Here is a 21,928-nt window from a genome sequence, read left to right on the forward strand (position 1 = left end):
AGCACAGATCAGGCGTCGAATTTACGAAATGCGGGACGAAGCCGACAATAACAGTGACATCGCCAACGTCCGGCTTTTTTGCGTTCCCAAGCAATTTCCTCGGTCGGCGAAGTCGGCATTTCAACAACGCGAACCGCGAATGCACTTTCGAAGACATCGCAGTAGATCCGTACCCTCATGTCCTGATTGGAAGTCAACGACTGATTTGCACCAACGTTCTCCAACGATCAACGTAATTCAGTAAATCCTCGCCAACGTGAGGGTTTTCCGCGGAGGAGGCGTTCGGCAATTTCTCATGGTGATCAAAGAGCAAGGCTGCGCCAATACTTGTTCCCGTCACCGCTTCACTTGTGAAGACGGGCCGGTGAGTGACTGCCTTCAGCATCGCGATGAACTCTGCATTGCGCGCGAAAGGGCCTTCAACAATCGTGGGGCCCGCGCCCTCAATTAAGTCCAGACATGTCCCTGTCATTAAGGCGAGGTAGTAAGACAGTGCCACCGATCGCTGGCCCGAACCTACTGGTGGCTCCGTATCTCGCCATTGCATTTTGCAGCGCTGGAATGGACCCGTGCCGTATTCAACCGATGGGAGAAGCATCAAAGGCCGCTCCAGCACCGTGGTGACGTCCTGTCGGGTTGGCGCATAGCTGTATGATCTCATATTCGCGGCCACCCATGAACCGCGCGCTTGGCGCCGCATCATCTCCTGTCAACGACATCGCGATCACCCATGTTCCGGTCGAAACCACACAGGCTGGTGCATGCTGGGAAAGTAAATGTGGGTAAAGCGAGGCGTTTGAATCGTGGATACCAACGCAAACCGGCGTATTCGGGTCAAGTCCTGTGGCCTCTGCGATATCCGGTAAAATCGGACCGAGGATATCACTTGGGTGGCGCACTGTTGCCATCTTATCCTGGACGCGCAGGGCCGCAGCGAGGTTAGAAAATGCGCCCTTATGAGGATCCCAAAGGTCCGTATGACAGCCCAGCGACGTCACATCTGTCGCGGCAATGCCGGTCAGACGGTGCCCCCAGAATTGTGGATACGTGACGATCTGCGCCGTACGATCCCTAAGCGTTGGATCGGTGGTGAACTGGTAATGCAACTGTGCACCGATGTTCAAACCACCCACCATTCTTGGCGATCCGGTCAAGGCGAAATCAGGCTTTAAGGCATCATAGGCCGTGGCGATATCGGAAGGGTATTCATATTCGTAATCAAGGATCGGCGCGGCAAGAGAGCCGTCGGCCGCCAGCAACGCGGCACAGGCGCCATGGGTCGTGATCGAAATCGCGTCAACTCGGTGGTTGCGGTGGAAGGTTGCGAGCGCATCCAGCAAGAAGGCCCAATGCCCCTCTACATCATAGTGCGGCCAAGGCGGCCCCGCCTGAACGATATTGGGACGGGTGACGACTGCGATCTCGGTCAGCGTTGCGAGGTCGACAAGCGCGAGTTTTGCGTTGGTTTTGCCGATATCGATGACGGCGATGTGCTTCGGTTCGGTCATGGCATATGAAACAGCGGTGTCAGCGCCACGGCAACGGGTTCGTTGTTTAGCGCGGTTTCCATGATGTCGGCCATGTGGGCCCACCATTTTTGCATGACCGGATGGTTTGGAAGGTCGTCCATCCTGTGCCCGCCCGTGCGTGTCAGCACACCGATCAAATGGCCCGTTTCTGCATCCAGATGGATCGAATAATCGCTGACACCGGCATCGTGCAAAAGATCGATAAGGTCCGGCCAGATCGCATCATGGCGGCGTTTGTATTCATCCGCCATGCCGTCGTTCAGGGTCATGCGGAACACGTAACGCGCGCTCATGCCTTGCGCCTCGCGGCGGCCATCGCCCAAAGGCGCGGCAAGGCGATTACGCCGATCAGCAGCAGACCGATGAAGATCGACATCACGATGCCCGGCACGTTGAGCAGACCAAGGCCGAACGTCACAAGACCCATGACAAACGCCGCGATGACAACGCCCGGTATGGTGCCCGATCCGCCAAGGATGTTGACGCCGCCAAGGACGACCATTGTGACGACCTCAAGCTCCATCCCCGTGGCGATGCTGGGGCGGGTCGACCCAAGGCGCGAGGTTAGGCAGACCGCCGCGATGCCCGACATCAGACCTGTCAGCAGGAAGAGGATGAATTTCACCCGCTGCACGCGGATACCGCTAAACAGCGCGCCGGTCGGGTTGTTGCCAATGGCATAGACTGCGCGGCCAAAGTTGGTTTTGTGCAGCAGCACCGCATAGATCACCGCGATGATCACAAACAGCAGCATTTCCACCGTGAACACCCAGTAGATATAGCCCTGCCCGAACCACGAAAAGCCGGACGGATAGCCGCTGAATGACCCGTCCCCAAGGATGATATAGCTGATTCCGCGAAACAGGCCCATGGTACCGATGGTCACGACGATGGACACTGTCCGTCGTCAGGTTTTAGGGAACCAATGGCGGGCTAATTTAAGAGAGCGTTTGGCTCATCTGATTAGTTTGATTATGCGGCTTGCTGGCGGTGATGCAAGCGTCGCGCTTCGATGGTATTTCGTTTGATCCTTTCCCTTTGTTTTAGAATGGCTTTGTCACGCCCATAGTAGACATCGGCAGGTGTGACGTTATTCAAGCTCTCGTGATAGCGCAGGTGATTGTAATGATCGACGAAGTCTGCGATCTGGGCCTCCAGATCACCCGGCAGGAAGTAGTTTTCCAGCAGGACGCGGTTTTTCAGGGTTTGGTGCCATCGTTCGATCTTACCTTGGGTTTGTGGATGATATGGCGCACTACGGGAATGCTTCACGCCTTTGTCTTGCAACCATTCTGCCAGATCGCCCGAGACGTAACTGGAGCCGTTGTCGCTGAGCAGGCGTGGCTTGTGAACGACATGAACTTGATCGCAGCCAGATGCCTTCAACGCTAAGTCCAGCGTGTCGGTCACATCTTCAGCCCGCATGGTCGTGCAGAGTTTCCAAGAGACGATGTAACGGCTGTAATCGTCGAGAACCGTACTGAGATAAGCGCTGACGTCAGACAAACGAAAGCAGCTCTCCGCTAGGAAACGCAGCATTGTTCACGAAAGGCTTCCTCGGCACTTTGTCAGAACTATCGTGCCTCGGACAAAGCTGTCGAGGGTGAGCCGCGTGCTGCATCCACGAAACAATCTGAACGCCACCATTTCGAAGTTTGATCTGAATATAGTTCTAAAACGCGATCTCGTACTGGAGGATACTTGCAAGCTCCGACGAATGTGGCGTTAAATGCCGATGGCATCATTGCCTTGCGTGTAAAAAAGCTCCGATGATCAGCACCTGAAACGTTACGAGGCATCGCATCTATTACGCTTGAAGACCTAATCTGAGGAATACCACTGTGAGCACGGTTCCTACCTCTTGGCTCATTTCAATTCTTGCGGTTTTCATCGCAGCTGCGGTTGTGAGCAGACCGCTGCTGCCTGTTGCGGCGCGCGTTTTGTTTGGCATTGCACTTAGCCTCGTCGCATTGGTCACCGTCTTTGTGGGATTGAGATCGGAATATGGGTTTGATGTTCTGAGCCAAATACAACCTCACATAGCGATACTTATCGCCCCGACGCTCTGGCTTGGTTTTCAATCACTTGCGTCAGCGACTGGATCGCCGCCACGACAGAGGCTTGTGATAACGGCCATTGGTCTTATCGTTGGGCAGCTTGCACTCTTGTTACCAAGGGCATGGTCCGCTGATTTGGTCGTGATCGGCACCAATGCCATCTGTGCCATTTTGCTGGCAAGGATGCTGTTCCAACCGCCGGAAACATTTGTTCAGGTCGCGCCGGGCAAATTTCGCATGACCAGAGTTGCACTGCTCTTTGCGCTCCTCTTTATCGTTCTGATCGTTGCGGCTGATCTGATCTTTGTTGCGGTGCTGTCTGCGGGCAATACAGGGATTATCCAGCTTCTAACCGGCGTATCTGGCGTGATTGTTATGGTTGTCTTGCTGAGCGCTCTTATTGGTGTGCCACTTGTCCTTGGGGGGCAGCCGCGGCAGGCGACGCGCGATCCCGCGACAGAGACACCTTTGGAAGAGGACCAGGACCTGTTGCGTAAGCTCGATCAACTGATGGCCGAACAGAAAATGTTTACGGACCCGGATCTGACGCTCGCGCGGTTGGGGCGGCGACTTCATTGCCCTGCACGGAGCGTGTCAAAAGCGGTCAATCGCGTTCACAGAGAGAATATTTCGCGCTATATCAATGGCTTTCGCGTACGCCATGCAGCGATGCTGCTGACAACCACTGATCTGCCCGTGACAGACATCATGCTAGAGGCAGGTTTCCAAAGCAAATCCAGTTTCAACACAGAGTTTCGTCGCCTGACCGGCCAAACGCCGTCTGACTATAAACGCCATGAAAGTGGTGACAAAAACGTTCGCAATCGCGATTTCAAACGTTCGCAAACGTAAATCCGGGCGCAGCTTTTGCGCTTTTCGCCTTTCTTGGTTCCAGAGCCCACATGCGTGGGACAGCAACCATCAAAGGAAACGTCATGAAACTCAGAACGCTAAAAGATCATCTGGCCACCATTGGATTGGTGGTCGGTATGACATTGATCGCCGCCGTATCAGCCGAAATTGCAAAAGCTGATACGGTCATCGCCCCGGAACGGGACATCGCCGTCATCAATATTCCGAACCCGAGGGAGGGGAACCTTTTGATGCTACGCGGGCTTGCCGGCCAAGGCACCGCCTCGTTTCGCATCAACAGCGCCTGTCGCACGATGCCTGTCCGGTTTGTGGCAGGCGACTTTTCTGGCGAACATGTCGAAGTGGGCCGAACGGGACCGATACGAATTGTCATCACGAACCCTGCCGTAATGCGCAACCTGATGGCAGGGCGGGATTTGGTCAGCGACATGGTGCGCGTTTCATCCGATGCCACAGATCAGTCAGCAGATTTGTATCTGGCGCAAGGCCTTTCGGCGGAGACCGGATTTGTCATCAACCCAGGCCGAAGCCTGTTTGCGGACGTTCTTGGCGCAAGCAAGACAGACGTGGATTGCGCCAGCCTAACCACAACGCTTCCCTAGACCGAGACATGCGTGCGCAGCTGATGCGAAGGACGGAAAGCGATTTGTTCGTTTCCTATGTTTCACGCTGCGCACGTTTCTTCGCCAAAACCAAAAAAGCGGACGGACCCAATGCAAACACAAATCACAGCCCCGAAACGCCCTGCAAAATACGATTTGATCCCGCTCTTGCGATTGGAAGGCCTTGCGATTGGGCTTGCGGCCATCGCTGCTTATTCCACGTTGGAACAAAGCTGGACGCTCTTCGCGAGTTTGATCCTTGCGCCTGACCTGGCAATGGTGGGTTACGCGTTCGGCGCGCGCATCGGTGCGATTGCCTATAATGCGATGCACAGCTACATCGGCCCTGCGGCAATTGGTGTGATCAGTTGGGCCGCTGGTTGGTCAGAGGCTGCCGCGCTGGTCACGATCTGGATCGCCCATATCGGCCTCGACCGCGCGATCGGCTACGGCCTCAAGCACAGATCGGGCTTCAAGACCACGCACCTATCGTTGGGGGGCACGCAATGAACGCCCTCTCTGATCCACTTGGCCTTGTGTCCAAGAACGCGACTTCGCATGCTCCTGCCCCCTCCCGTCGCATGGACCGCCGATCCTTTATCAAGGCGCTGAGCGCGACCGGCTTGGCCATGATCTCAGGCCCAAGTGCGGCAAACACTGACGAATACCACCGATCCGTTTCGGTCATCAAAGACATCTTTGACAGGCACTTCTTTGACCCAACATGGATGGCATCACAACAAGCACAAACGTTGTTCTCTGATCTGACGGACATCGCAGACGCTTCGCCAGAACCCGAGCAATTTCATCGCGATTTTGCACAACTGTTCAGGCAGATCGGTCTGTCCCATGTCGTGTTGTCCGCCCAACACCGCAGTGCGGCAGAGCTGGGCCATCACTTTGACTCCGTACAAGTCGGCGTCGACGCCGTATCTTTGGGGGGGGACCAATCGGTGGCCCGTCTTTCTGTGCGCACGTTCATGGGCCAAGACACCGGCCCGCGCATCACGGCCGCATTCGAGGAAATCATATCAAACGACGCGAAAGGCCTGATCATTGATCTGCGTGATAATCCAGGCGGGGCATTTGCAATGCGCCATCTGGTAGGACACTGCATTCCTAATGGTGTCGATGCCGGCGTTCTATTGGGCCGAGGATGGCCTCGCGAAGCTGGGCCAATGCCAGAGCGCGCACAGATTGAAGCGTTAGAGCCTTGGCATGGTACATCTGTTGTCGGTCTTTGGAACCACCTTGCAACCCATGACATTACACGAGTCCAATTCTTACCTATGCGGCCGATGTTTCATGGTCCAATCGCGATCCTTATCAATGGTGAAACTCAAAGCGCAGCCGAACTCGTCGCAGAAGTACTGCAATCCACGCGCGGCGCCGTGTTAATCGGCGAAACCAGCGCAGGCGCTCTGCTGGTTCAAAAACCCTTTGATGTCGGGGATCAGTTTACCCTATTCCTGCCCGTCGCCGATTATGTGAGCCACGGGAGCGGACGGATCGAAGGTGTGGGGCTGGTGCCGGACATGGCCGCGTCTGCCCAAGACGCTCAATCCGTGGCGTTGTCGTTCCTTTCCGAGATGCGAAATATTGAGAGAAAACTATGAAATATCTGGCACATGTGCGGTGGTGGAAATGGGTGGTCAGCGTGATCACCCTCCTGGCTGCGCCACTGTTCGCAGTGTGGATGATGATGGTTCCCCATCCTGATGAACCATTGGCACCGGTTGATCGCGATCACCTTCAGGTGTGGCTCGACGACATCGTCGCTTCCCAAACGGCCACCGCGATATCGATTGCCGTCGTTCAAAACGGCGAAGTTGCGTGGGAAATGGCGTCAGGAACCGCAAATCCCTATAGGGACCAAAAGGCAACGCCTCAGACACGCTATCACATTTGGTCTGTCACCAAACTTGCGACGGCTCTGACGATCTTGACGCTAGCCGAGGATCAGCAACTGGATCTCGACCTCCCAGTTACAGAGATTCTGCCCTGGCTGGACATAGACGAAGACACAGTACATCGCATGACGACCCGAGACCTTTTGCGGCACACTTCGGGCCTTCAAGACACAGTGCCGGCGGTTTTTGGGTGGCTTCAGTACGACGAGAACCTGCCAAATCAAACGGAGTTTTTGCGCCAAAAGATGCCTGACTACCGCGAGCTTGATTTCCAACCCGGTAGCGACCGCAGCTACAGCAATCTCGGATACATGGTGCTTGGCGCGATTGTCGAAGCGGTGAGCGGACAAACCTATGAGGAAGCGGTTTCCGAGCGGGTGTTAGAACCCGCCGGCATGACATCAAGCAGCTTTGTTTTTGGGCCGCCACAAACGGCGAATGAAGCCCTCGGTTCGCACCCATTGGTGCATTTCTTCACGCCGTTCCTTCCCTATTTTGCCGACCTCAGCGAACTGGTCAGAGAAAGAGACAGGCGGATTTGGTGGCTGAATCGTGTCTACATCAAAGCGACCCCGCCAACTGGACTTATTTCAACCGCACGAGACGCCGCCAGTTTGGGTGCAGTCACAATAGGAAGGGGCCCTGTTCTTCCAACTGACGAGGCAGTGCGACTGATGATTGCACCGGAGCCAGGGGATTTCTCCCTCGGTTGGTTCGAAATTGATGCTGAGGCACGGTGGTTTCAACATAGCGGAGGCGGCCCGGGCTTTGCGGCCGTGGTGAGGGTCTATCCGGCACAAGATATTTCCATTGCCGTACTGGCAAGCGGAACCAGCGCACCGGTTGTCGACATCGCAGATGTTGTCGCGCGGTCTTTCGGAGGAGAACTGTGATGCTAGAAACGTTGCACACCTCAAGAAACATCAAGAAACTGTTGATTGCGATCTTGATCAGCCTTCCCGGTTTGATCGCACTTGTGACTCTCGTTGCCCCACCGCCGGGCGTTCCGGCAATCGCCTTGGCGGTGAACCCGCTTGCTCTGCTTGCGGTCTTTTCCTTGGGGGGGCTTTGGGCCGCGCCTAGAATGAATTTGAAGTCTGGGATTTTTCTTGGTGACGCGCAGTTTCCAACTCAGCTTCTGATCTTTGGGTTGTTTGGCGCACTTGTCGGTCTCATGCTTGGGGTTCTCGATCAAACCACCGCTTCGATGTGGCGCCCTGACGGAAGTGAATTGAAAACGCTGCTTGGAGCCGCGGACTTGGCCAACCTGACCATCGGTGTTTTCTACGGAGGTATCGCCGAGGAAATCATCATGCGCTGGGGTCTCTTGAGCCTAATTGCACTTGGTCTTTCAAACCTATCGCCCCACCGCTTCGCGCTAAGGATGGCGGTCGTTCTGACGGCAGTCTTATTTGCAATTGGACACTTGCCAGCCCTTTTTCTGATGTCTCTTCAGCCGGGCAACCTCGCCCTGGTCAGAACTTTTGGCCTTAACCTTATCGCAGGTCTTCTTTTTGGCTATGCAACATGATGACCACCAAAAGCGCAATGACCCCGCGTTACACGCTGCGGTTCGGCGCGTTCGCCTTAACTTGGCTTTAGAAAAAATCGACCGTGGCAGATTAGATGAAGCCAAATCGTCTCTGCAAGGCCTCATCTTGCCCGCAGATTTTTCGCGTCACGTGGGCAGCCAAATCAGCTGAGTCGCAACTGCCTACCTTGCGCTGATTGATCACATTTCGGGAAACTTAGATACGGTTGGGCACCGCCACCAAACGGCCATCAACTTGGCCAACGAACGCGGCATGTTACGTTTCTCATCGGTGTTTTATCGCCACTGGGCCGTTCTTTTGCGCAACAAACAGCAATATCCCCGCGCTAGAGAAACGGTTGAAAACTCAATCGCAACCGCGCGTCAAAGTAAGCAACGCAACATTTTGAACAACGCTCTCTTAGCCCGTATTCAGATAGACCTTGCGGATCAATCAATCGAGCCAAAAGGCTATAAGAAGCAAATAGAAAAGATAATTGCCGACTCTCGGCGTTTGGGCATGCCCAGAATCGAAACTGAGGCCCTTCGCATTTATGCACAAATGATTTTAGCGGAAAATGATCGGGTGCTGGCCGGAAAATACGCGGCTGAAGCTGCGGCTGTCGCCAATAGAAGCGGCTTGAGACTTCACAAACTATCAGCGCTATATGTTTACGGGGACGCACTTATCAAGCGTGAACAGTTTGATTTCGCGCGCGATTTGCTCGGCCAAACAAGCCGGGAATCTGAACGAAGATCCTATCACAGCTTGATGAGCAGAATATCCGAAATCAGTCGCTTCATTCCAGCATAGGGGAGTACTGCGCATTGCGCTGATCATCTACCACACTACGTTGCTAAGCGACTGTTAAATCACTCTAGAGGCGATTCGCGTGTCCCTGCTCAAAATTAGCGCAGGCCTAGCATATCCGAGAATAGAACAAGCAGTTTCAATGGCTTAACCCACTGTAACGCGCATTGAAAATCCGCTACTCCACGCTGTGTTTTATGTCGAGTCCCGAACGCGGATTCGAAAAGCAGACATTGGCACAGCCGCCGCGAAAGCTCACTAAGTCCGCAGAGCGGTCCTTGGTCTTTCCTGCAGCGAATGTCCGGTTTGTCTGACGTCAGCGCTTATGGGCCCAAATAGGGGCATTTGCTAAGAGAGTGTTTGTCGCTCATCGTAACCGCGGAGGAGTGGACGATGAGAAAGACAACGGAAAGTCCGGAAAAAAACTGGAATTGCTTTGTTTGCAATGGGATCGACATATCGACAACCACTCGACATAGAACTTCAACAATCAGGTTCATTTAGTTAAGTTGCTATTCACATACACACTCATGAGTAGGCCGGCCAATTGTCAGAACCAAAGAAGCAATCAAAGGGTGGTGGGTCCCGCTACGTCTACAGTGTCATAAAAAAGGAAATCCTGTCCTTGGAGCTTGAACCGGGAGCGCCGCTGGACGAAACGGGCCTTTCACAACGGTTCTCCATGTCGCGGTCGCCGATCCGAGAGGCGCTGGTGCGGTTGTCAGCCGAGGGTCTGGTGGTGATGCTGTCGAATAGGTCGACATTGGTCGCTCCGATAAATATGACCGAATTTCCACGCTATGTTGAGGCATTGGATTTCCTTCAACGGATAAACACCCGCCTTGCCGCGCAGAACCGCACTGGTCCCGATCTTAGGAAAATGGAAGCGGCTGCGAAGGCGTTTGAGAAAGCCTGCGAGGACCGAGACCACCTGGCCATGTCAGGCACCAATAGCGAATTTCACATGTCAATCGCAGATGCGGGCAAAAACCCTTATCTCGCAGATGCTTACAGGTCTCTCCTGGACGATGGGCGGCGCATTTTGCATATGCATTTCGACTATATCGATTCCTCTGAAACCGATGTCTTGTTGGGTTCGGAACACCAAGAGATGATCGAGGCGATCCGCAACCGAGAAGTGAAGCTGGCAGATCAGCTGGCGCATGAACATACGCGCCAATTCCACAGCCGCTTTGTTGCATTCCTAAGCGCGAAATACAGTGAAGACTTCGACTACGATCTATCGATGCTGCCAGAGAGCGTTTGACAGATCGCCCCATTAGGCAACGCGCGCAGTGGTGGCGGTGAATGTTCGCCCCCCTTTGACGCGCATGTCTAGACGCAACGAAAAACGCGATGCGCTGGGCATCGCGTTCGTTGTCTTCCAATCATGCACATTCGACTAGCTTGTGCGAATGACCATGACGGAGCATGGTGCATGACGCACAACACGCGCGGCCGTCATTCCGAGTAGATATTCCGCCATGCCTTCCTTATGCGCTGCCATCATGATCAGATCGACCGACAGTTCAGTGGCGGTGTCGATGACCTTGGAATAGGATCGCCCACTGCTCACTTTGATATCTTCGATCAACTCTTTTGGTACACGGCGTTCAGCGACATCCTGCAGTTTTTTACGCGCCGCGTTTGCGTATTCGCTCTTAACGTCGCTAAATCGATCAACCATCGCAGAGTCAAAGTCAATATCGACCACATTGAGCAAGATAAGTTTGCCATCCACAGCTTTGGCGTATGTCACCGCTTCTTCAAGCAAACTGGCGCGATCAGATTCCTGATGAAGATCGACGGGAACGAGAATTCGTTTTGTCATTATTCTGTCCTTTCATTGGCGCGCTCGGACATAGCGAGCCCGAGCGCGGCACTTTCCTTAGCTCAGCTTTAGAGCGCTTGCTTCGATCTGGCTGCTGGGAAGCATTTCGCCGTCGATAAGAACAGCATCGTCACGCTCTTGCCACTCGGCGAAGTCTTCTTCGGTTGCCTTGGGAATGAAGGCGCCTGTGATGGCGTAAGCAATGTCGATCAGCAAGGACGCCCAGCAGGCAATGGCCCATGGAAGGTAAGCCAGCGTGGCCACACCCAGGGTGCCCGCTACAAAGACACCACCGGCACTCCAGGGAATAAGCGGTGCAGATAACGTGCCAGCGTCCTCCATCGAGCGTGACAGTGCGGTTGTATGAATGCCTTTGCCGCGGAATGCAGGCGCAAACATCCGGCCCGGAAGCGCCATAGCTAGGAACACGTCACCTGTTACAACTTGGATACCAAAGACCGATGCCAAGGCAGACAGCAAAAGCGATGCCTGAGTTTTGGCAAAGGACAAAATGGTGTCCAGAATTGTTTCTAGGCAACGGGTGGCTTCAAGCAGGCCGCCGAATGCCAGTGCGATCAGGATCAGGGTCACTGTCCAGTTCATCGACATGATGCCGCCTTTGGACAGCAGGCTGTCGACTTCGGCAACGCCGGTGTCGGACGAGTAGCCGTTTAGCACAGTGTTATAGATGTCGTGCAGACCCGCGCCCTGGAACACCATCGCACAGAGGCCACCAACAAGAACGCCGGAAAACAGACCAGGAAGCGCAGGTTTTTTAGTTACGGCAAGAAAGGTCACAACCACGGCAGGCAGCAACACAAGGAAGTTTAGATTAAATTCGCCTTGTAGCGTGTTTACCGTCGCATCCAGTTTTGCCTGATCGATGTTGCCGTCGGCAAAGCGCATGCCAAAGTACAGATATGCACCTAGGGCGAGGATCATCGCAGGCACCGTCACTGGCAACATGTTCCGGATGTGGGTGAACAGATTGGAACCAACCACCGCAGGCGAGAAGTTCGTGGTGTCTGACAGCGGGGACATTTTGTCGCCAAAAAATGCGCCAGAAACAACGGCACCCGCAGTCATATGCATCGGAACGCCAAGGCCTTCGCCGATACCGATCAACGCGAGGCCCATGGTGCCCGTTGTACCCCAGCTTGTTCCGGTTGCGACCGAGACGATCGAACAAATGACGCAAGCTGCAAACAGGAAATAACCGGGATCAAGGACCTGAAGCCCCCAATAGATCATCAATGGAACCGTACCTGCATGAATCCACGTCCCAATGATCATGCCAATGGTATAAAGAATGAAGATTGCGGGCAACGCGACGTGGATCACGTTGAACATGCCGTCCTGCATCTCTTTCCAGCGATAACCACGGTACCAGCCAAACGCCGCCGTTATAACAACCCCAAGAGCCAAGGGAACATGGGGCGATACATCGCCGTAGTAGAAAACCTGCATTGCTACCAGAATCACCGCCAGAAGCAGCGGTAACAAAGCCATCATAAATGACGGTTTCTCAATGAGTTGTCGTTCTGAATCGTAAGACATTGTCTTCCTCCCACAAGTCTACATTTGTGTTTTCCTCGCTGCTTGATGTCGACGAATTGTCGTCAAGTCAATATTTTTGTCGACCAAATGTCGACAAGACAGGGGCCCGAAGAGGTATTATCTGGCGATATTTCTGCCTTGGATCATGTCTTATTTCGCTCGGCGTGAGCCGCCGTAGACGCCCCACCCATTCTAGGAACGTCATGGAATTCGAAGCTATTTCTTCAATTGAATGTCTGTGTCCAGGCGCATCGTTGCGTTTGAAGTGGGGGACGGAACTGATTGGTCTTTGGTCCTGTCAGTTTCTAATCGTTAGTTGACATGTCGGCAAAGTGTCGACAGAAACGCCTTAAGCGGCGACTCAAGTTCGTCGCTCATACAAAAATCTCACAGCGACCCGCATTGGAGGAACCCGAATGAAACTTTCCGGCGTCATGCCCGCACTGGTCACACCCTTTGATCAAAACAACGAAATCGACTTTGGCGCCTTTGAAAAACTGCTCACTCATTTCCGTGAGGCTGGGGTCACTGGTTGGGTTCCCAACGGTTCAACTGGTGAGTACTTCTCGCTTTCCACTGAAGAGCGAAGAGACGTGCTGCAGTTTGTTAAGGATTTCGCCAATGATGATGAAATCCTGATTGCCGGCACCAACGCGCCAGCAACCCGAGAGGTGATCGAACAAACCGCTCTGGCAAAAGAGATCGGCTACGACAACGTTTTGCTGGCCCCGCCGTTCTACACACGTCCCACACAGGACGAACTGATCAAGCACTATGAAACCGTGTTGGCCGAAGTCGACGTCAACATTGTCCTTTATTCATACCCGGCCAAGGATGGGTCAGACATCAGCCTAGAGTTGATGGATCACTTCGCAGACAATCCCCGCGTCATTGGAATCAAGGAGAGCTCCGGAGTTTTGCAGCGTGCGATTGAGATTTCATCCCGCTATGATGGCAAAATCCAATTGATTTCCGGCTCCGATGACATCGCATTGGACTTCATGTTCTGGGGTGCGGAGAGCTGGATTTGTGGGCCGTCGAACTTTATGGCCAAAGCCTGCTGCGATCTGGATCGCGCATATAAAGCAGGTAAATTGGAAGAGGCCCGCCGGATTATGTCCGCGCTCTACCGGGCGATGAACATTCTGGAAAGCGGCAAGTTCGTGCAGAAAATCAAATACGGTTGCGAACTCCAGGGCATTCCCGTCGGTGAATGTCGTGCGCCACTTGGACCTTTGACTGATGAAGAAAAGGCCGACCTCAAGGCCGCGTTGGAACCGGTTCTGGCGCTGTAATCGAAAGGGGCGGTCGCGCCGTGACCGCCCTTAACTCTTGTTTCCCGACGAGGCGCGCATGTGCTCATCCACTCATTCATCCACGATCGTCGTCGGAGCAGGCATTATTGGTGCCAGCTTAGCGTATGAACTGCAAAAACGTGGGCAGCGTGTCGTGTTGGTTGACCGCGACGAACCCGGTCGTGGGGCATCGTTTGGACCGCTTGCATCCATCGCGATAACCGAATTCCTGCCTGTGGCCCGTATGTCAATATGGAAGCAGGTGCCGGGATGGATGCTGGACCCAGAAGGCCCTGTGCGCATCAGTCCGCGCTACTTTCCCAAACTGATCCCGTGGTTCCTTCGGTTCCTGAAAGCAAGCCGCCCGTCGACCGTTCGGCACGTCGAACAGGCAGGCGCGACCCTAAGCAAACGGGCCCTGTCAGACACCCAAACATTGTTGCAAGAACTGGGACTAAGCGCACAGATTTCTCAACACGGCAGTCTCACGCTTTATGCCAATGAGACCGAATTTATGGCCGATCGCGAACGTATCGATATGCTTGAACGATTCGGCTTTGACTATGAGGTGTTGGACGGTCGCGCGCTCCACCGGTTGGAGCCCGAAATCACAAACGAGATCACAAAGGCCGTTTTGTTGCCAGACAACAAGACGGTCGCGGATCCCTTTGCGATTGTCCAAAGGCTGATCGAGCGCTTCAAAGCTCTGGGTGGCGAAGTATGCCGCGCGGAGGTGATGGGGTTCAATCGCGGCGACCGGATCACCGGGCTCAACCTGACCACAGGTGAATATCTGAAAGCAGACCAAGTCATTCTTTGTGCTGGTGCCTTCACAGGACGTCTCGCGCGGATGTTGGACGAACCGATCCCGCTTGAGACCGAGCGCGGGTATCACACTCAGCTCAAGTCACCGGGGCTGGAACTTAAGCACTCGATTATTTGGCCCGCCAAGGCCTTTATGGTCAGCCCGACTGCCGGTGGCATTCGGGTTGGGGGAACGGTCGAAATGGCCGGACTTGATGCGCCTCCTAACTATGACCGGGCCAAGGTCACGGTCCGCGGGGCGCAACACGCACTGCCGAACTTGCAAGTGAACGATCATAGTGAATGGATGGGCCATCGCCCGGCCTTCCCCGATACCATCCCGCTGATGTCACCTTCGGCAAAAACGCCGGGGCTGTTTTATGCGACCGGGCATGGCCATTTGGGGCTGACCTATGCTGCGACCACGGCGCGCCTGATGGGTGATCTGGTCACAGGTCAAACCCCAGAAATCGACATGACCCCCTATCACATCAATCGTTTCTAAAGGAGAATTCCGATGCAGAAAGACCTCTTTATCAATGGGCAATGGATTTCACCCTCATCTGGTCAGATGATTGACGTGATTGATCCGTCGGACCGCTCGGTTTTTCATCAGGTTGCGGCTGCGGGTGCGCAGGATGTGGACGCGGCGGTCAAGGCCGCGCGCGCCGCGTTTGATCAGGGCCCTTGGCCACGAATGACCGGGGCACAGCGTGCCGACATCCTACAAAAGATGGGCGATGAGATTGTTGCTCGGACAGACGAGCTGGCCCGCATGGAAGTGCGCGACAACGGCAAACCGCTGCCCGAGGCTGTGTGGGATGTCGAAGACACCGCAGGTGTGTTCCACTTTTACGCAGACATGGCCCGCTCGTTTGATGAAACTACTGAAAAGGATATCAAACTGTCGATGGACGGCTTTACTTCGAGGGCTGTCAAAGAACCCGTTGGTGTGGCTGGTGCGATTATTCCTTGGAACTTTCCGATGCTGATGGCCGCGTGGAAAGTAGCACCAGCGTTGGCGGCAGGCTGCACAGTCGTCCTGAAGCCATCCGAACTGACACCGCTCACAGCGCTGGAACTTGGTGTGATTGCGCAGAAGGCGGGCCTTCCCGATGGCGCACTGAACATTCTGACAGGTCTGGGGCCAGACGCGGGCCAACCGCTCACGGAACATCCGCTGGTCGACAAACTTGCCTTTACCGGGTCCGTCCCAACCGGGTCGCGCATCATGGCAACGGCCGCGCGGGACATCAAAACCATTTCACTGGAACTGGGCGGCAAATCCCCCATGGTGGTCTTTGAGGATGCAGATATTGATGAGGCAGTTGAGTGGATACTGTTCGGTATCTTTTGGAACCAAGGCGAGGTTTGCTCGGCCACCAGCCGCGTGATGATCCATGAGGATATCTATCCTTCGTTGATCGAGCGTCTTGTTGACGAAACCGCCAAGATCAAAATCGGTCACGGATTGGAGGACAGCGTTCTCCTTGGCCCTCTGGTCAGCCAATCGCAGCACGAAAAGGTGCTGGCGGCGATCGAGAAAGGAAAGACCGAGGCGACTTTGTTGTCAGGCGGCGGTGTACCATCTGGGCTGGAACACGGATGTTATGTCGAGCCGACCATCTTTGCGGATGTTCCAACAGATGCATGGATCTGGAACGAAGAAATTTTCGGGCCAGTCGTGTGCATTCGCAAATTCTCAACCGAAGACGAAGCCGTCTCGCTCGCGAACGGGTCGCGCTTTGGCCTCGCGGCGGCGGTTTTGTCCAATGACCTGGAGCGCGCGGAACGTGTTGCAAAGGCCTTTCAGGCGGGCATCGTCTGGATCAATTGTTCGCAACCGACCTTCACCGAAGCCCCATGGGGTGGTTACAAGCAATCCGGGATAGGTCGCGAATTGGGGGAATGGGGTTTCAACAATTACCTCGAGACAAAACAGATAACCACCTATGACCGATCCGCCCCCTGGGGCTGGTATATCAAGGAGTGAGCCATGCGTTGGACACGTACCCTGCAAACCGTTGATGTCCATTGCGCTGGCGAAATCGGCAGGGTCATCACGAGCGGTGTTTTGGACATTCCCGGCGATACCATCTCGGCCAAACTGACCCACATCAACGAGGTCGACGATGGTTTACGGCGCTGGTTGTGTTCAGAACCAAGGGCTGCCGCCAACCACTCCTTTGTATTGCTGCCACCGGCCTGCCACCCTGATGCGGATTTCGGCATGATCGTGCTTCAAACGGATCAGGCGCACGCCATGTCCGGGTCTAATTCCATGTGCGCGGTGACTGCAATTCTGGAAACCGGCATGTTGCCGATGACAGAGCCGCAGACTGTCGTCACACTGGATACAGCCGCAGGCTTGGTCAAAGCGACGGCAGAGTGCAAAGATGGCAAAGTGACGGGCGTAAGCCTTGATATGCCGCCATCGTTCGTAGCGCAAAGCGGCGTCGTGGATACCGAAAACTGGGGGCCGGTGCCCTATGACATTTGCTTTGGCGGTGTGTTTTATGCGCTGGTGGATGTGGAACACACCGGCCTGTCCATCGTCCCTGAAAACGCGCGGCCACTTGCGGAAATCGGAACGGTCCTGCGCGATCTGATCGCCGAGCAATGCCACGTTGTTCATCCCGAAATTCCCGCCGTGAACGGGTTGGCCTATGTGATGTTTCGCAGCCAGGACGAAGACGGCGCGATGCGCCATTGCACGACGTTGAAACCGGCACGCGCAGACAGGTCCCCCTGTGGCACCGGAACAAATTCGACCGTCGCGGTGATGCGTGCAAAAGGTGAAATCAACGTCGGCGATACGATCACCACACGCTCTATCATTGGCAGTGAATTCCGCGCAAAGTTGACGGGCGAGGCGCAGATTGGGCCTTATGTTGGCTGCCGAGTGAACGTGACCGGGCAATGCTGGATCCACGGCATTTCGCAAATCGGGTTGGATCCGAGCGATCCGTTTCCCACAGGGTTTACGCTTTCAGACACTTGGGGCGGTTGAGATCATGAATTTAGGCTTCATCGGAACCGAGGTTATTTCAGTGGCAATATAGCAGGGCATTTGAAGACTAAATATCCCGCCGAAACAATCTAAGTGTCTGCGCGCTAAAGCACACCCGTCAGGCCTGCCCATCAAAGATGAAGTGCTACCCCAAGGCTGATGCATGCAAAATTAACCGCGAAGGGTATGAAGACGTCCGTCATGTTGCGCGCGATAGTGCAAAACCAAGCAATACAAAGTTTCAATGCGGCTGCGCAAAAAGGTCGAGATGCTCTTCGCTCATCTCAAATGCATTCTTGGATTGGGTAGGTTTCGGTTACATAGCAAATGCAAATGCCTGATCAGAAAGGCGCTTGCGCAGCCTCTAAAGCATTACTTTCTGCACCAGCAACACGTTGTTTTTCCACAGAATTGGGTGGAATGCGGACATTCACTGTAATGGGCAAACACTTGGATCTTATAGCTAAGTGATCAGAACAGAGGGCCGTTAGGCCAGTTTGACGACCGGGAACCGCGCAGGCGTTATTGCGTTAGTCCGACAGGCCCAGCACGCGTTGACGATAGAGCGAATGCACCTCTTGTTTGTTGGCGACGCGTTGGGCTTCTGTTGGGCCGCCATCATCCTGACAGGCCAGAATGGCATAGGCGGCAAAAGGGTTGTGTTCCGCCGCTTTACCGGTGCCTTTGATGGCATTCGAACGTACCGGTCTGCCAAATCCGTTTTCGCCCCGCGCAGACGGCCATGCCATCAGTAAAAGATACAATGCGGGGACCAATAAAGGCATGCCAAGGACCATCAAAACGCGTGTTCCATCCGCCAATTGTCCCGGCGTGTCGAACATTGACATAAACGCTTGGAACAACGTGGTGCCCGCCGGAAAGGCCAATTGCCCGTTAGCGATCCCGACGAAAAGCGCGGCGAGTGCTCCGAACACCACCCAGAACCCAATGACAAACCCGCAATAAGGTAACACAGCCCAGATCGCGGCGCGCCCAGCGTCATGCAGACGGCGTACAGACAGCGTAACGCGTGGGATCAGCGTGATGACAAACAGATACACCGTGCCATAGGCCAGCGGGTTCAACGGCGGCAAAGAAAACGCCATAATTCGGTCCCAGACCACCAACGCATCCAAATAGGCCAACCCGATCATCGCGCCCCAATAGACCAACATCACCCAGAAATACTCTGCCCGCGATGCGCGGCCAAACATGTTGAAGGCTTTGAAGATAAAATTTTCTAGCGCTGTAAAAGGACCAATCATCACAAATTCCCAAAGTTGCTAAGTCCCTTTTTGATGCCGGGTTTGGCGAAACTTGGGCAAATGTCGGGTCAGATCAGGGAATGTGGTCTGAATTTATCCCACTTGGTTTGGGGATGTGACAGTGCGGCGGTTTTTGGTGCGGTAGAACCATTTGTAGAGGTATATGAAAACAGTCCCCCACAGCCCGGAAAAAACAATCCCGAACCCAACCATAAACGCGATGACATCCCACAATTCATGCGTAAAACCAGTGGGATCGCTGATGACCATGAATAGAAATGTCAGGATGGGCGTCCCGATAAGATTGGCGAGCAAGGCCGCCCCGATCAGCATCGGACCCGGCCCATGACGTTTCAAACTGAGCCACAAAAACCAGGCCCCAAAGGACAGCCAGGGTACCCCGCCAAACAGCACTGCGAAAACGGGGATAAGAGCCAACCAAAAGCCAAGCAACGCAATGACCAAGGGCGCCAACATGAGCGAGATAACAAATGATACAACATCAACTTTGTGGGTGTTTTTGGGCTCTGGCGACACTGGGTTCGGATGATCCGGGTCAATGTGCATCAACGTGTCCTTTGGTTCAATTGCCATGATGTAGCGTAAAGCAGCCATTCCCCCAAGGGTTTGGGGAAATGGCGTTTTGTTTAGCTTGGCTGTGCAATCACATCCGCAACGGCACCGCGTAGGATCGAAACCGCCTGCGTAAAGGCAAAGCCCAGCGCGACAAACATCAATCCCAGTGCCAAGATCAAAGTGGTGGGGGCGGGGGCTGCAAAGCTGCTTAATACCAGCCCCAACAGGATCAGCCCGCCCATCCCAATGGTAAAGAAGCCTGTGATCAATGAGGTCAGGATGATTTGCATCGTCGGGGCATTTTGGGTGCATTTACCCATTTGCTGCCCGACTTGGTTCAGCCGCAGGGTCAGGACCGCCAGAACGGCAACACCGATCACGAAATACACAATATACGCTAGGGTCATTTCAGACCTCCTTTTCTACAGAGTTTTCAAGAATGTCTCGGATGTCGGGGTCTTTGGGCCGGGGCTCAATCTTGGCGAACCGTTTGTACAGCCAACCAAATACGGCCCCCCAAATCATCGAAAATAACAGGCCAAACATCAGCATAAATGCCATAATCGCCAAAAGGCTGTCCCATTCGATGTGACCGAGGACTGCAATTTCATAGGCCAGAACAAAGATCGGGGTGCCCAGAAAATGTGCCACAACCGACCGGCCCACAAAGTCGACATTTGGGCCGGACCGGGCAATTCCCATCCATAAAACGGGGCCCCCGATGATCAGCCATGGAATGCCACCAAACAGCACTGCGGCCACAGGGATCAGCACGACCCAAAAGCCCAGCAAGGCCACCAACAATGGCGTCGCGATCAGGGCGATGGCAAACGGTCCAGCCGCCACTTTGTGGTGCGACACCGGTTTGGGGCTGGGCAAAAGCGCAAGTTTGAGCATCGGTTTTGTTGGGATGAGCGCGCCGCGAAACGGTGGAAGGATTGGAACGGATTTTCCTGCAATGCCTGACATTTCTGTAATCTCCGAAATTTATGGGCAAATGAACACGCCCTCGTTTGCATTTGTCTTAGTCTTTGCCACCTGTGGGTAAGAAACGCGCCACTTTAGAGCCAAGCTTGATTGCGGCCATCTGCACCTTGCGGGGCAGGCGGGACACGTCGACATACCATGCGTCATACATTTCCATCACGGTCAATGTTTCGGCCATGCGGTTTTTGACATCCTCGGGGGTTTGGTCCTGATCTGAATCTGACATCACATCGCGCAAGGCGTTGATTGTGGGTAGAAATTCACGTTCCCGACGTTCGGCGATCACGATATCCACCAGATCATACATGTCGCGCACAGATGTGAAATGATCCCGGCGATCCCCCAGTTCACGACTGGATTTCACCAGCTTCCAGCCCTGCAATTCCTTTAGCGCTGTGGACACGTTTGACCGCGCCAGATTCAGCGTTTCACAGATATCGTCCGCCGTCATGGGGCCGGGTGCGATATGCAGCAAGGCGTGGATCTGGGCGACGGACCGGTTGGTGCCCCATTTGGTCCCCATTTCCCCCCAATGAAGGATAAAGCGCTGCATAGAATCGGTCAGGTGCATTTTGATTCCCAATTTTCTGTAATGACAGAAATATCAGAATTTCACGACAAAAGTCAAGCGACCCGAGGGGACATTGAATTATTTTTGTCCGATCTTGGTTTCTGTCCCGGCGCGTAGGCGCTGAATATTGGCCCAGTGGCGCGCATAGATCAGCAAGGCCAGCACGATGCCGAAAACGAACCCATAATGGAAACCGAGGACAAACATATAGACAGGTGTGAACCCCGCCGCCAACAGCGCCGACATGGACGAATAACGGGTGATCGCCGCCACCAGCAACCACGTGGCCCCCGCGATCAGCCCAATCGGCCAAGCCCAAGCCAGCAGAATACCAAAGAAGGTCGCGACCCCTTTGCCGCCTTTGAACCGCAGCCAGATCGGAAAGCAATGCCCGATAAAGGCCATGAGCCCAGCCAATTGCACCGCGTCTTCGCCCGCGAAATGCCGGGCCAGCAGCACCGCAACCGCGCCTTTGCCGCCATCAAAGAGCAGCGTCAGGAAAGCCGCCTTTTTGTTGCCCGTGCGCAAAACATTGGTGGCACCGATATTGCCCGATCCAATGTCGCGCAAATTGCCCAGCCCAAACACCCGCGCCAACAGCACCCCAAACGGAACCGAGCCGAGCAGATAGCCAAACGCGGCCCAAAACACCAAGATTTGCATCGCAGAGCTGATTTCCGGCATGGTCCATTCCCTAAAATTTGCTGTGCCTTATCAAT

23 protein-coding genes and 3 pseudogenes are annotated in these 21,928 nt (G+C 54.5%); 13 read left to right on the forward strand and 13 right to left on the reverse strand.

The window, feature by feature from the left end; all coding sequences use genetic code 11:
* Nucleotides 1–193: 193 nt before the first annotated feature.
* From AB1F12_RS02030 to AB1F12_RS02050, 5 genes and pseudogenes are all read right to left on the reverse strand, one after another.
* On the reverse strand, nucleotides 194–598 hold the full coding sequence (locus AB1F12_RS02030; protein WP_368188226.1) for a hypothetical protein: 405 nt from the start codon (nucleotides 596–598) through the stop codon (nucleotides 194–196).
* On the reverse strand, nucleotides 579–1,508 hold the full coding sequence (locus AB1F12_RS02035) for an FGGY family carbohydrate kinase (protein ID WP_368186207.1): 930 nt from the start codon (nucleotides 1,506–1,508) through the stop codon (nucleotides 579–581). Before AB1F12_RS02035 ends, AB1F12_RS02030 begins: the two co-directional genes overlap by 20 nt.
* Complete coding sequence (locus AB1F12_RS02040) at nucleotides 1,505–1,822, reverse strand: L-rhamnose mutarotase (protein ID WP_368186208.1); 318 nt, start codon at nucleotides 1,820–1,822, stop codon at nucleotides 1,505–1,507. Before AB1F12_RS02040 ends, AB1F12_RS02035 begins: the two co-directional genes overlap by 4 nt.
* Nucleotides 1,819–2,424, reverse strand: a pseudogene (locus AB1F12_RS02045) (ABC transporter permease); the annotation flags it as partial. The gene AB1F12_RS02040 and the pseudogene AB1F12_RS02045, both read right to left, overlap by 4 nt.
* Before the next feature lie 77 nt (nucleotides 2,425–2,501).
* Nucleotides 2,502–3,017: pseudogene (locus tag AB1F12_RS02050) on the reverse strand (transposase); the annotation flags it as partial.
* Nucleotides 3,018–3,823: 806 nt separating this feature from the next.
* Here AB1F12_RS02050 and AB1F12_RS02055 point away from each other — a divergent pair.
* From AB1F12_RS02055 to AB1F12_RS02090, 8 genes are all read left to right on the forward strand, one after another.
* Complete coding sequence (locus AB1F12_RS02055; protein WP_368186210.1) at nucleotides 3,824–4,438, forward strand: helix-turn-helix domain-containing protein; 615 nt, start codon at nucleotides 3,824–3,826, stop codon at nucleotides 4,436–4,438.
* 83 nt (nucleotides 4,439–4,521) lie between these two features.
* Nucleotides 4,522–5,061: a hypothetical protein gene (locus AB1F12_RS02060; RefSeq protein ID WP_368186212.1), complete on the forward strand. Its 540-nt coding sequence runs from the start codon at nucleotides 4,522–4,524 to the stop codon at nucleotides 5,059–5,061.
* A gap of 111 nt (nucleotides 5,062–5,172) precedes the next feature.
* Nucleotides 5,173–5,571, forward strand: coding sequence for a DUF4260 domain-containing protein (locus AB1F12_RS02065; RefSeq protein WP_368186213.1), 399 nt, complete (start codon nucleotides 5,173–5,175; stop codon nucleotides 5,569–5,571).
* The gene (locus AB1F12_RS02070) at nucleotides 5,568–6,677 is read left to right on the forward strand and encodes a S41 family peptidase (RefSeq protein WP_368186214.1); all 1,110 of its coding nucleotides are present in this window, start codon (nucleotides 5,568–5,570) and stop codon (nucleotides 6,675–6,677) included. The genes AB1F12_RS02065 and AB1F12_RS02070 overlap by 4 nt, the downstream gene beginning before the upstream one ends.
* Nucleotides 6,674–7,864, forward strand: coding sequence for a serine hydrolase domain-containing protein (locus AB1F12_RS02075; RefSeq protein ID WP_368186216.1), 1,191 nt, complete (start codon nucleotides 6,674–6,676; stop codon nucleotides 7,862–7,864). Before AB1F12_RS02070 ends, AB1F12_RS02075 begins: the two co-directional genes overlap by 4 nt.
* Nucleotides 7,864–8,502, forward strand: a complete 639-nt coding sequence (locus AB1F12_RS02080; RefSeq protein WP_368186217.1) for a CPBP family glutamic-type intramembrane protease — start codon at nucleotides 7,864–7,866, stop codon at nucleotides 8,500–8,502. The genes AB1F12_RS02075 and AB1F12_RS02080 overlap by 1 nt, the downstream gene beginning before the upstream one ends.
* A 256-nt stretch (nucleotides 8,503–8,758) precedes the next feature.
* On the forward strand, nucleotides 8,759–9,316 hold the full coding sequence (locus tag AB1F12_RS02085; RefSeq protein WP_368186219.1) for a hypothetical protein: 558 nt from the start codon (nucleotides 8,759–8,761) through the stop codon (nucleotides 9,314–9,316).
* A 544-nt stretch (nucleotides 9,317–9,860) separates the two neighbouring features.
* Nucleotides 9,861–10,580, forward strand: a complete 720-nt coding sequence (locus tag AB1F12_RS02090; RefSeq protein ID WP_368186221.1) for a GntR family transcriptional regulator — start codon at nucleotides 9,861–9,863, stop codon at nucleotides 10,578–10,580.
* A 135-nt stretch (nucleotides 10,581–10,715) separates the two neighbouring features.
* On the opposite strand, the gene AB1F12_RS02095 is transcribed toward AB1F12_RS02090, so the two are convergent.
* A complete protein-coding gene (locus tag AB1F12_RS02095; RefSeq protein ID WP_368186223.1) occupies nucleotides 10,716–11,144 on the reverse strand; it encodes a universal stress protein in 429 nt (142 codons plus the stop codon).
* Nucleotides 11,145–11,201: 57 nt separating this feature from the next.
* The gene (gene nhaC, locus AB1F12_RS02100; protein WP_368186225.1) at nucleotides 11,202–12,701 is read right to left on the reverse strand and encodes a Na+/H+ antiporter NhaC; all 1,500 of its coding nucleotides are present in this window, start codon (nucleotides 12,699–12,701) and stop codon (nucleotides 11,202–11,204) included.
* Nucleotides 12,702–13,117: 416 nt separating this feature from the next.
* Here nhaC and dapA point away from each other — a divergent pair, with 416 nt between their 5' ends.
* The 5 genes and pseudogenes from dapA to AB1F12_RS02125 all read left to right on the forward strand — a co-directional run.
* Complete coding sequence (dapA, locus tag AB1F12_RS02105) at nucleotides 13,118–13,996, forward strand: 4-hydroxy-tetrahydrodipicolinate synthase (RefSeq protein ID WP_368186226.1); 879 nt, start codon at nucleotides 13,118–13,120, stop codon at nucleotides 13,994–13,996.
* A 58-nt stretch (nucleotides 13,997–14,054) separates the two neighbouring features.
* The gene (locus tag AB1F12_RS02110) at nucleotides 14,055–15,305 is read left to right on the forward strand and encodes an FAD-dependent oxidoreductase (RefSeq protein ID WP_368186228.1); all 1,251 of its coding nucleotides are present in this window, start codon (nucleotides 14,055–14,057) and stop codon (nucleotides 15,303–15,305) included.
* Nucleotides 15,306–15,317: 12 nt separating this feature from the next.
* A complete protein-coding gene (locus AB1F12_RS02115; RefSeq protein ID WP_368186229.1) occupies nucleotides 15,318–16,793 on the forward strand; it encodes an aldehyde dehydrogenase family protein in 1,476 nt (491 codons plus the stop codon).
* 3 nt (nucleotides 16,794–16,796) lie between these two features.
* Complete coding sequence (locus AB1F12_RS02120; RefSeq protein WP_368186231.1) at nucleotides 16,797–17,810, forward strand: proline racemase family protein; 1,014 nt, start codon at nucleotides 16,797–16,799, stop codon at nucleotides 17,808–17,810.
* Between the two features lie 101 nt (nucleotides 17,811–17,911).
* A pseudogene (locus AB1F12_RS02125) lies at nucleotides 17,912–18,129 on the forward strand (transposase); the annotation flags it as partial.
* Between the two features lie 211 nt (nucleotides 18,130–18,340).
* Here AB1F12_RS02125 and AB1F12_RS02130 read toward each other — a convergent pair.
* The 6 genes from AB1F12_RS02130 to plsY all read right to left on the reverse strand — a co-directional run bounded on the left by AB1F12_RS02130 (nucleotide 18,341) and on the right by plsY (nucleotide 21,893).
* Nucleotides 18,341–19,075 carry a DUF805 domain-containing protein gene (locus AB1F12_RS02130; RefSeq protein ID WP_368186233.1) on the reverse strand — a complete coding sequence of 245 codons (735 nt, stop codon included), beginning with the start codon at nucleotides 19,073–19,075 and terminating at the stop codon, nucleotides 18,341–18,343.
* Nucleotides 19,076–19,168: 93 nt separating this feature from the next.
* Entirely contained in the window at nucleotides 19,169–19,690 is a 522-nt protein-coding gene (locus AB1F12_RS02135) for a hypothetical protein (protein WP_368186234.1), read from the reverse strand.
* 32 nt (nucleotides 19,691–19,722) lie between these two features.
* On the reverse strand, nucleotides 19,723–20,058 hold the full coding sequence (locus tag AB1F12_RS02140; protein WP_368186236.1) for a hypothetical protein: 336 nt from the start codon (nucleotides 20,056–20,058) through the stop codon (nucleotides 19,723–19,725).
* Between the two features lies 1 nt (nucleotide 20,059).
* Complete coding sequence (locus tag AB1F12_RS02145; protein WP_368186238.1) at nucleotides 20,060–20,620, reverse strand: hypothetical protein; 561 nt, start codon at nucleotides 20,618–20,620, stop codon at nucleotides 20,060–20,062.
* A 55-nt stretch (nucleotides 20,621–20,675) separates the two neighbouring features.
* The gene (locus AB1F12_RS02150; RefSeq protein ID WP_368186240.1) at nucleotides 20,676–21,209 is read right to left on the reverse strand and encodes a GbsR/MarR family transcriptional regulator; all 534 of its coding nucleotides are present in this window, start codon (nucleotides 21,207–21,209) and stop codon (nucleotides 20,676–20,678) included.
* A gap of 78 nt (nucleotides 21,210–21,287) precedes the next feature.
* Nucleotides 21,288–21,893: a glycerol-3-phosphate 1-O-acyltransferase PlsY gene (gene plsY / locus AB1F12_RS02155; protein ID WP_368186241.1), complete on the reverse strand. Its 606-nt coding sequence runs from the start codon at nucleotides 21,891–21,893 to the stop codon at nucleotides 21,288–21,290.
* Between the last annotated feature and the right edge of the window lie 35 nt (nucleotides 21,894–21,928).

The sequence above is a fragment of the Aestuariibius sp. HNIBRBA575 genome (assembly GCF_040932005.1).
Lineage (GTDB): Bacteria > Pseudomonadota > Alphaproteobacteria > Rhodobacterales > Rhodobacteraceae > CANLNM01.

Coding starts and splice junctions, on each gene's coding strand:
- AB1F12_RS02055 (WP_368186210.1), top strand. CDS start 3,824: ATGACCAGAGTTGCACTGCTCTTTGCGCTCCTCTTTATCGTTCTGATC.
- AB1F12_RS02150 (WP_368186240.1), bottom strand. CDS start 21,209: ATGCACCTGACCGATTCTATGCAGCGCTTTATCCTTCATTGGGGGGAA.
- AB1F12_RS02145 (WP_368186238.1), bottom strand. CDS start 20,620: ATGTCAGGCATTGCAGGAAAATCCGTTCCAATCCTTCCACCGTTTCGC.
- AB1F12_RS02070 (WP_368186214.1), top strand. CDS start 5,568: ATGAACGCCCTCTCTGATCCACTTGGCCTTGTGTCCAAGAACGCGACT.
- nhaC (WP_368186225.1), bottom strand. CDS start 12,701: ATGTCTTACGATTCAGAACGACAACTCATTGAGAAACCGTCATTTATG.
- AB1F12_RS02135 (WP_368186234.1), bottom strand. CDS start 19,690: ATGGCTGCTTTACGCTACATCATGGCAATTGAACCAAAGGACACGTTG.
- AB1F12_RS02035 (WP_368186207.1), bottom strand. CDS start 1,508: ATGACCGAACCGAAGCACATCGCCGTCATCGATATCGGCAAAACCAAC.
- AB1F12_RS02120 (WP_368186231.1), top strand. CDS start 16,797: ATGCGTTGGACACGTACCCTGCAAACCGTTGATGTCCATTGCGCTGGC.
- AB1F12_RS02115 (WP_368186229.1), top strand. CDS start 15,318: ATGCAGAAAGACCTCTTTATCAATGGGCAATGGATTTCACCCTCATCT.
- AB1F12_RS02060 (WP_368186212.1), top strand. CDS start 4,522: ATGAAACTCAGAACGCTAAAAGATCATCTGGCCACCATTGGATTGGTG.
- AB1F12_RS02095 (WP_368186223.1), bottom strand. CDS start 11,144: ATGACAAAACGAATTCTCGTTCCCGTCGATCTTCATCAGGAATCTGAT.
- AB1F12_RS02030 (WP_368188226.1), bottom strand. CDS start 598: ATGCTTCTCCCATCGGTTGAATACGGCACGGGTCCATTCCAGCGCTGC.
- AB1F12_RS02130 (WP_368186233.1), bottom strand. CDS start 19,075: ATGATTGGTCCTTTTACAGCGCTAGAAAATTTTATCTTCAAAGCCTTC.
- plsY (WP_368186241.1), bottom strand. CDS start 21,893: ATGCCGGAAATCAGCTCTGCGATGCAAATCTTGGTGTTTTGGGCCGCG.
- AB1F12_RS02080 (WP_368186217.1), top strand. CDS start 7,864: ATGCTAGAAACGTTGCACACCTCAAGAAACATCAAGAAACTGTTGATT.
- AB1F12_RS02040 (WP_368186208.1), bottom strand. CDS start 1,822: ATGAGCGCGCGTTACGTGTTCCGCATGACCCTGAACGACGGCATGGCG.
- AB1F12_RS02140 (WP_368186236.1), bottom strand. CDS start 20,058: ATGACCCTAGCGTATATTGTGTATTTCGTGATCGGTGTTGCCGTTCTG.
- AB1F12_RS02065 (WP_368186213.1), top strand. CDS start 5,173: ATGCAAACACAAATCACAGCCCCGAAACGCCCTGCAAAATACGATTTG.
- AB1F12_RS02110 (WP_368186228.1), top strand. CDS start 14,055: ATGTGCTCATCCACTCATTCATCCACGATCGTCGTCGGAGCAGGCATT.
- AB1F12_RS02075 (WP_368186216.1), top strand. CDS start 6,674: ATGAAATATCTGGCACATGTGCGGTGGTGGAAATGGGTGGTCAGCGTG.
- dapA (WP_368186226.1), top strand. CDS start 13,118: ATGAAACTTTCCGGCGTCATGCCCGCACTGGTCACACCCTTTGATCAA.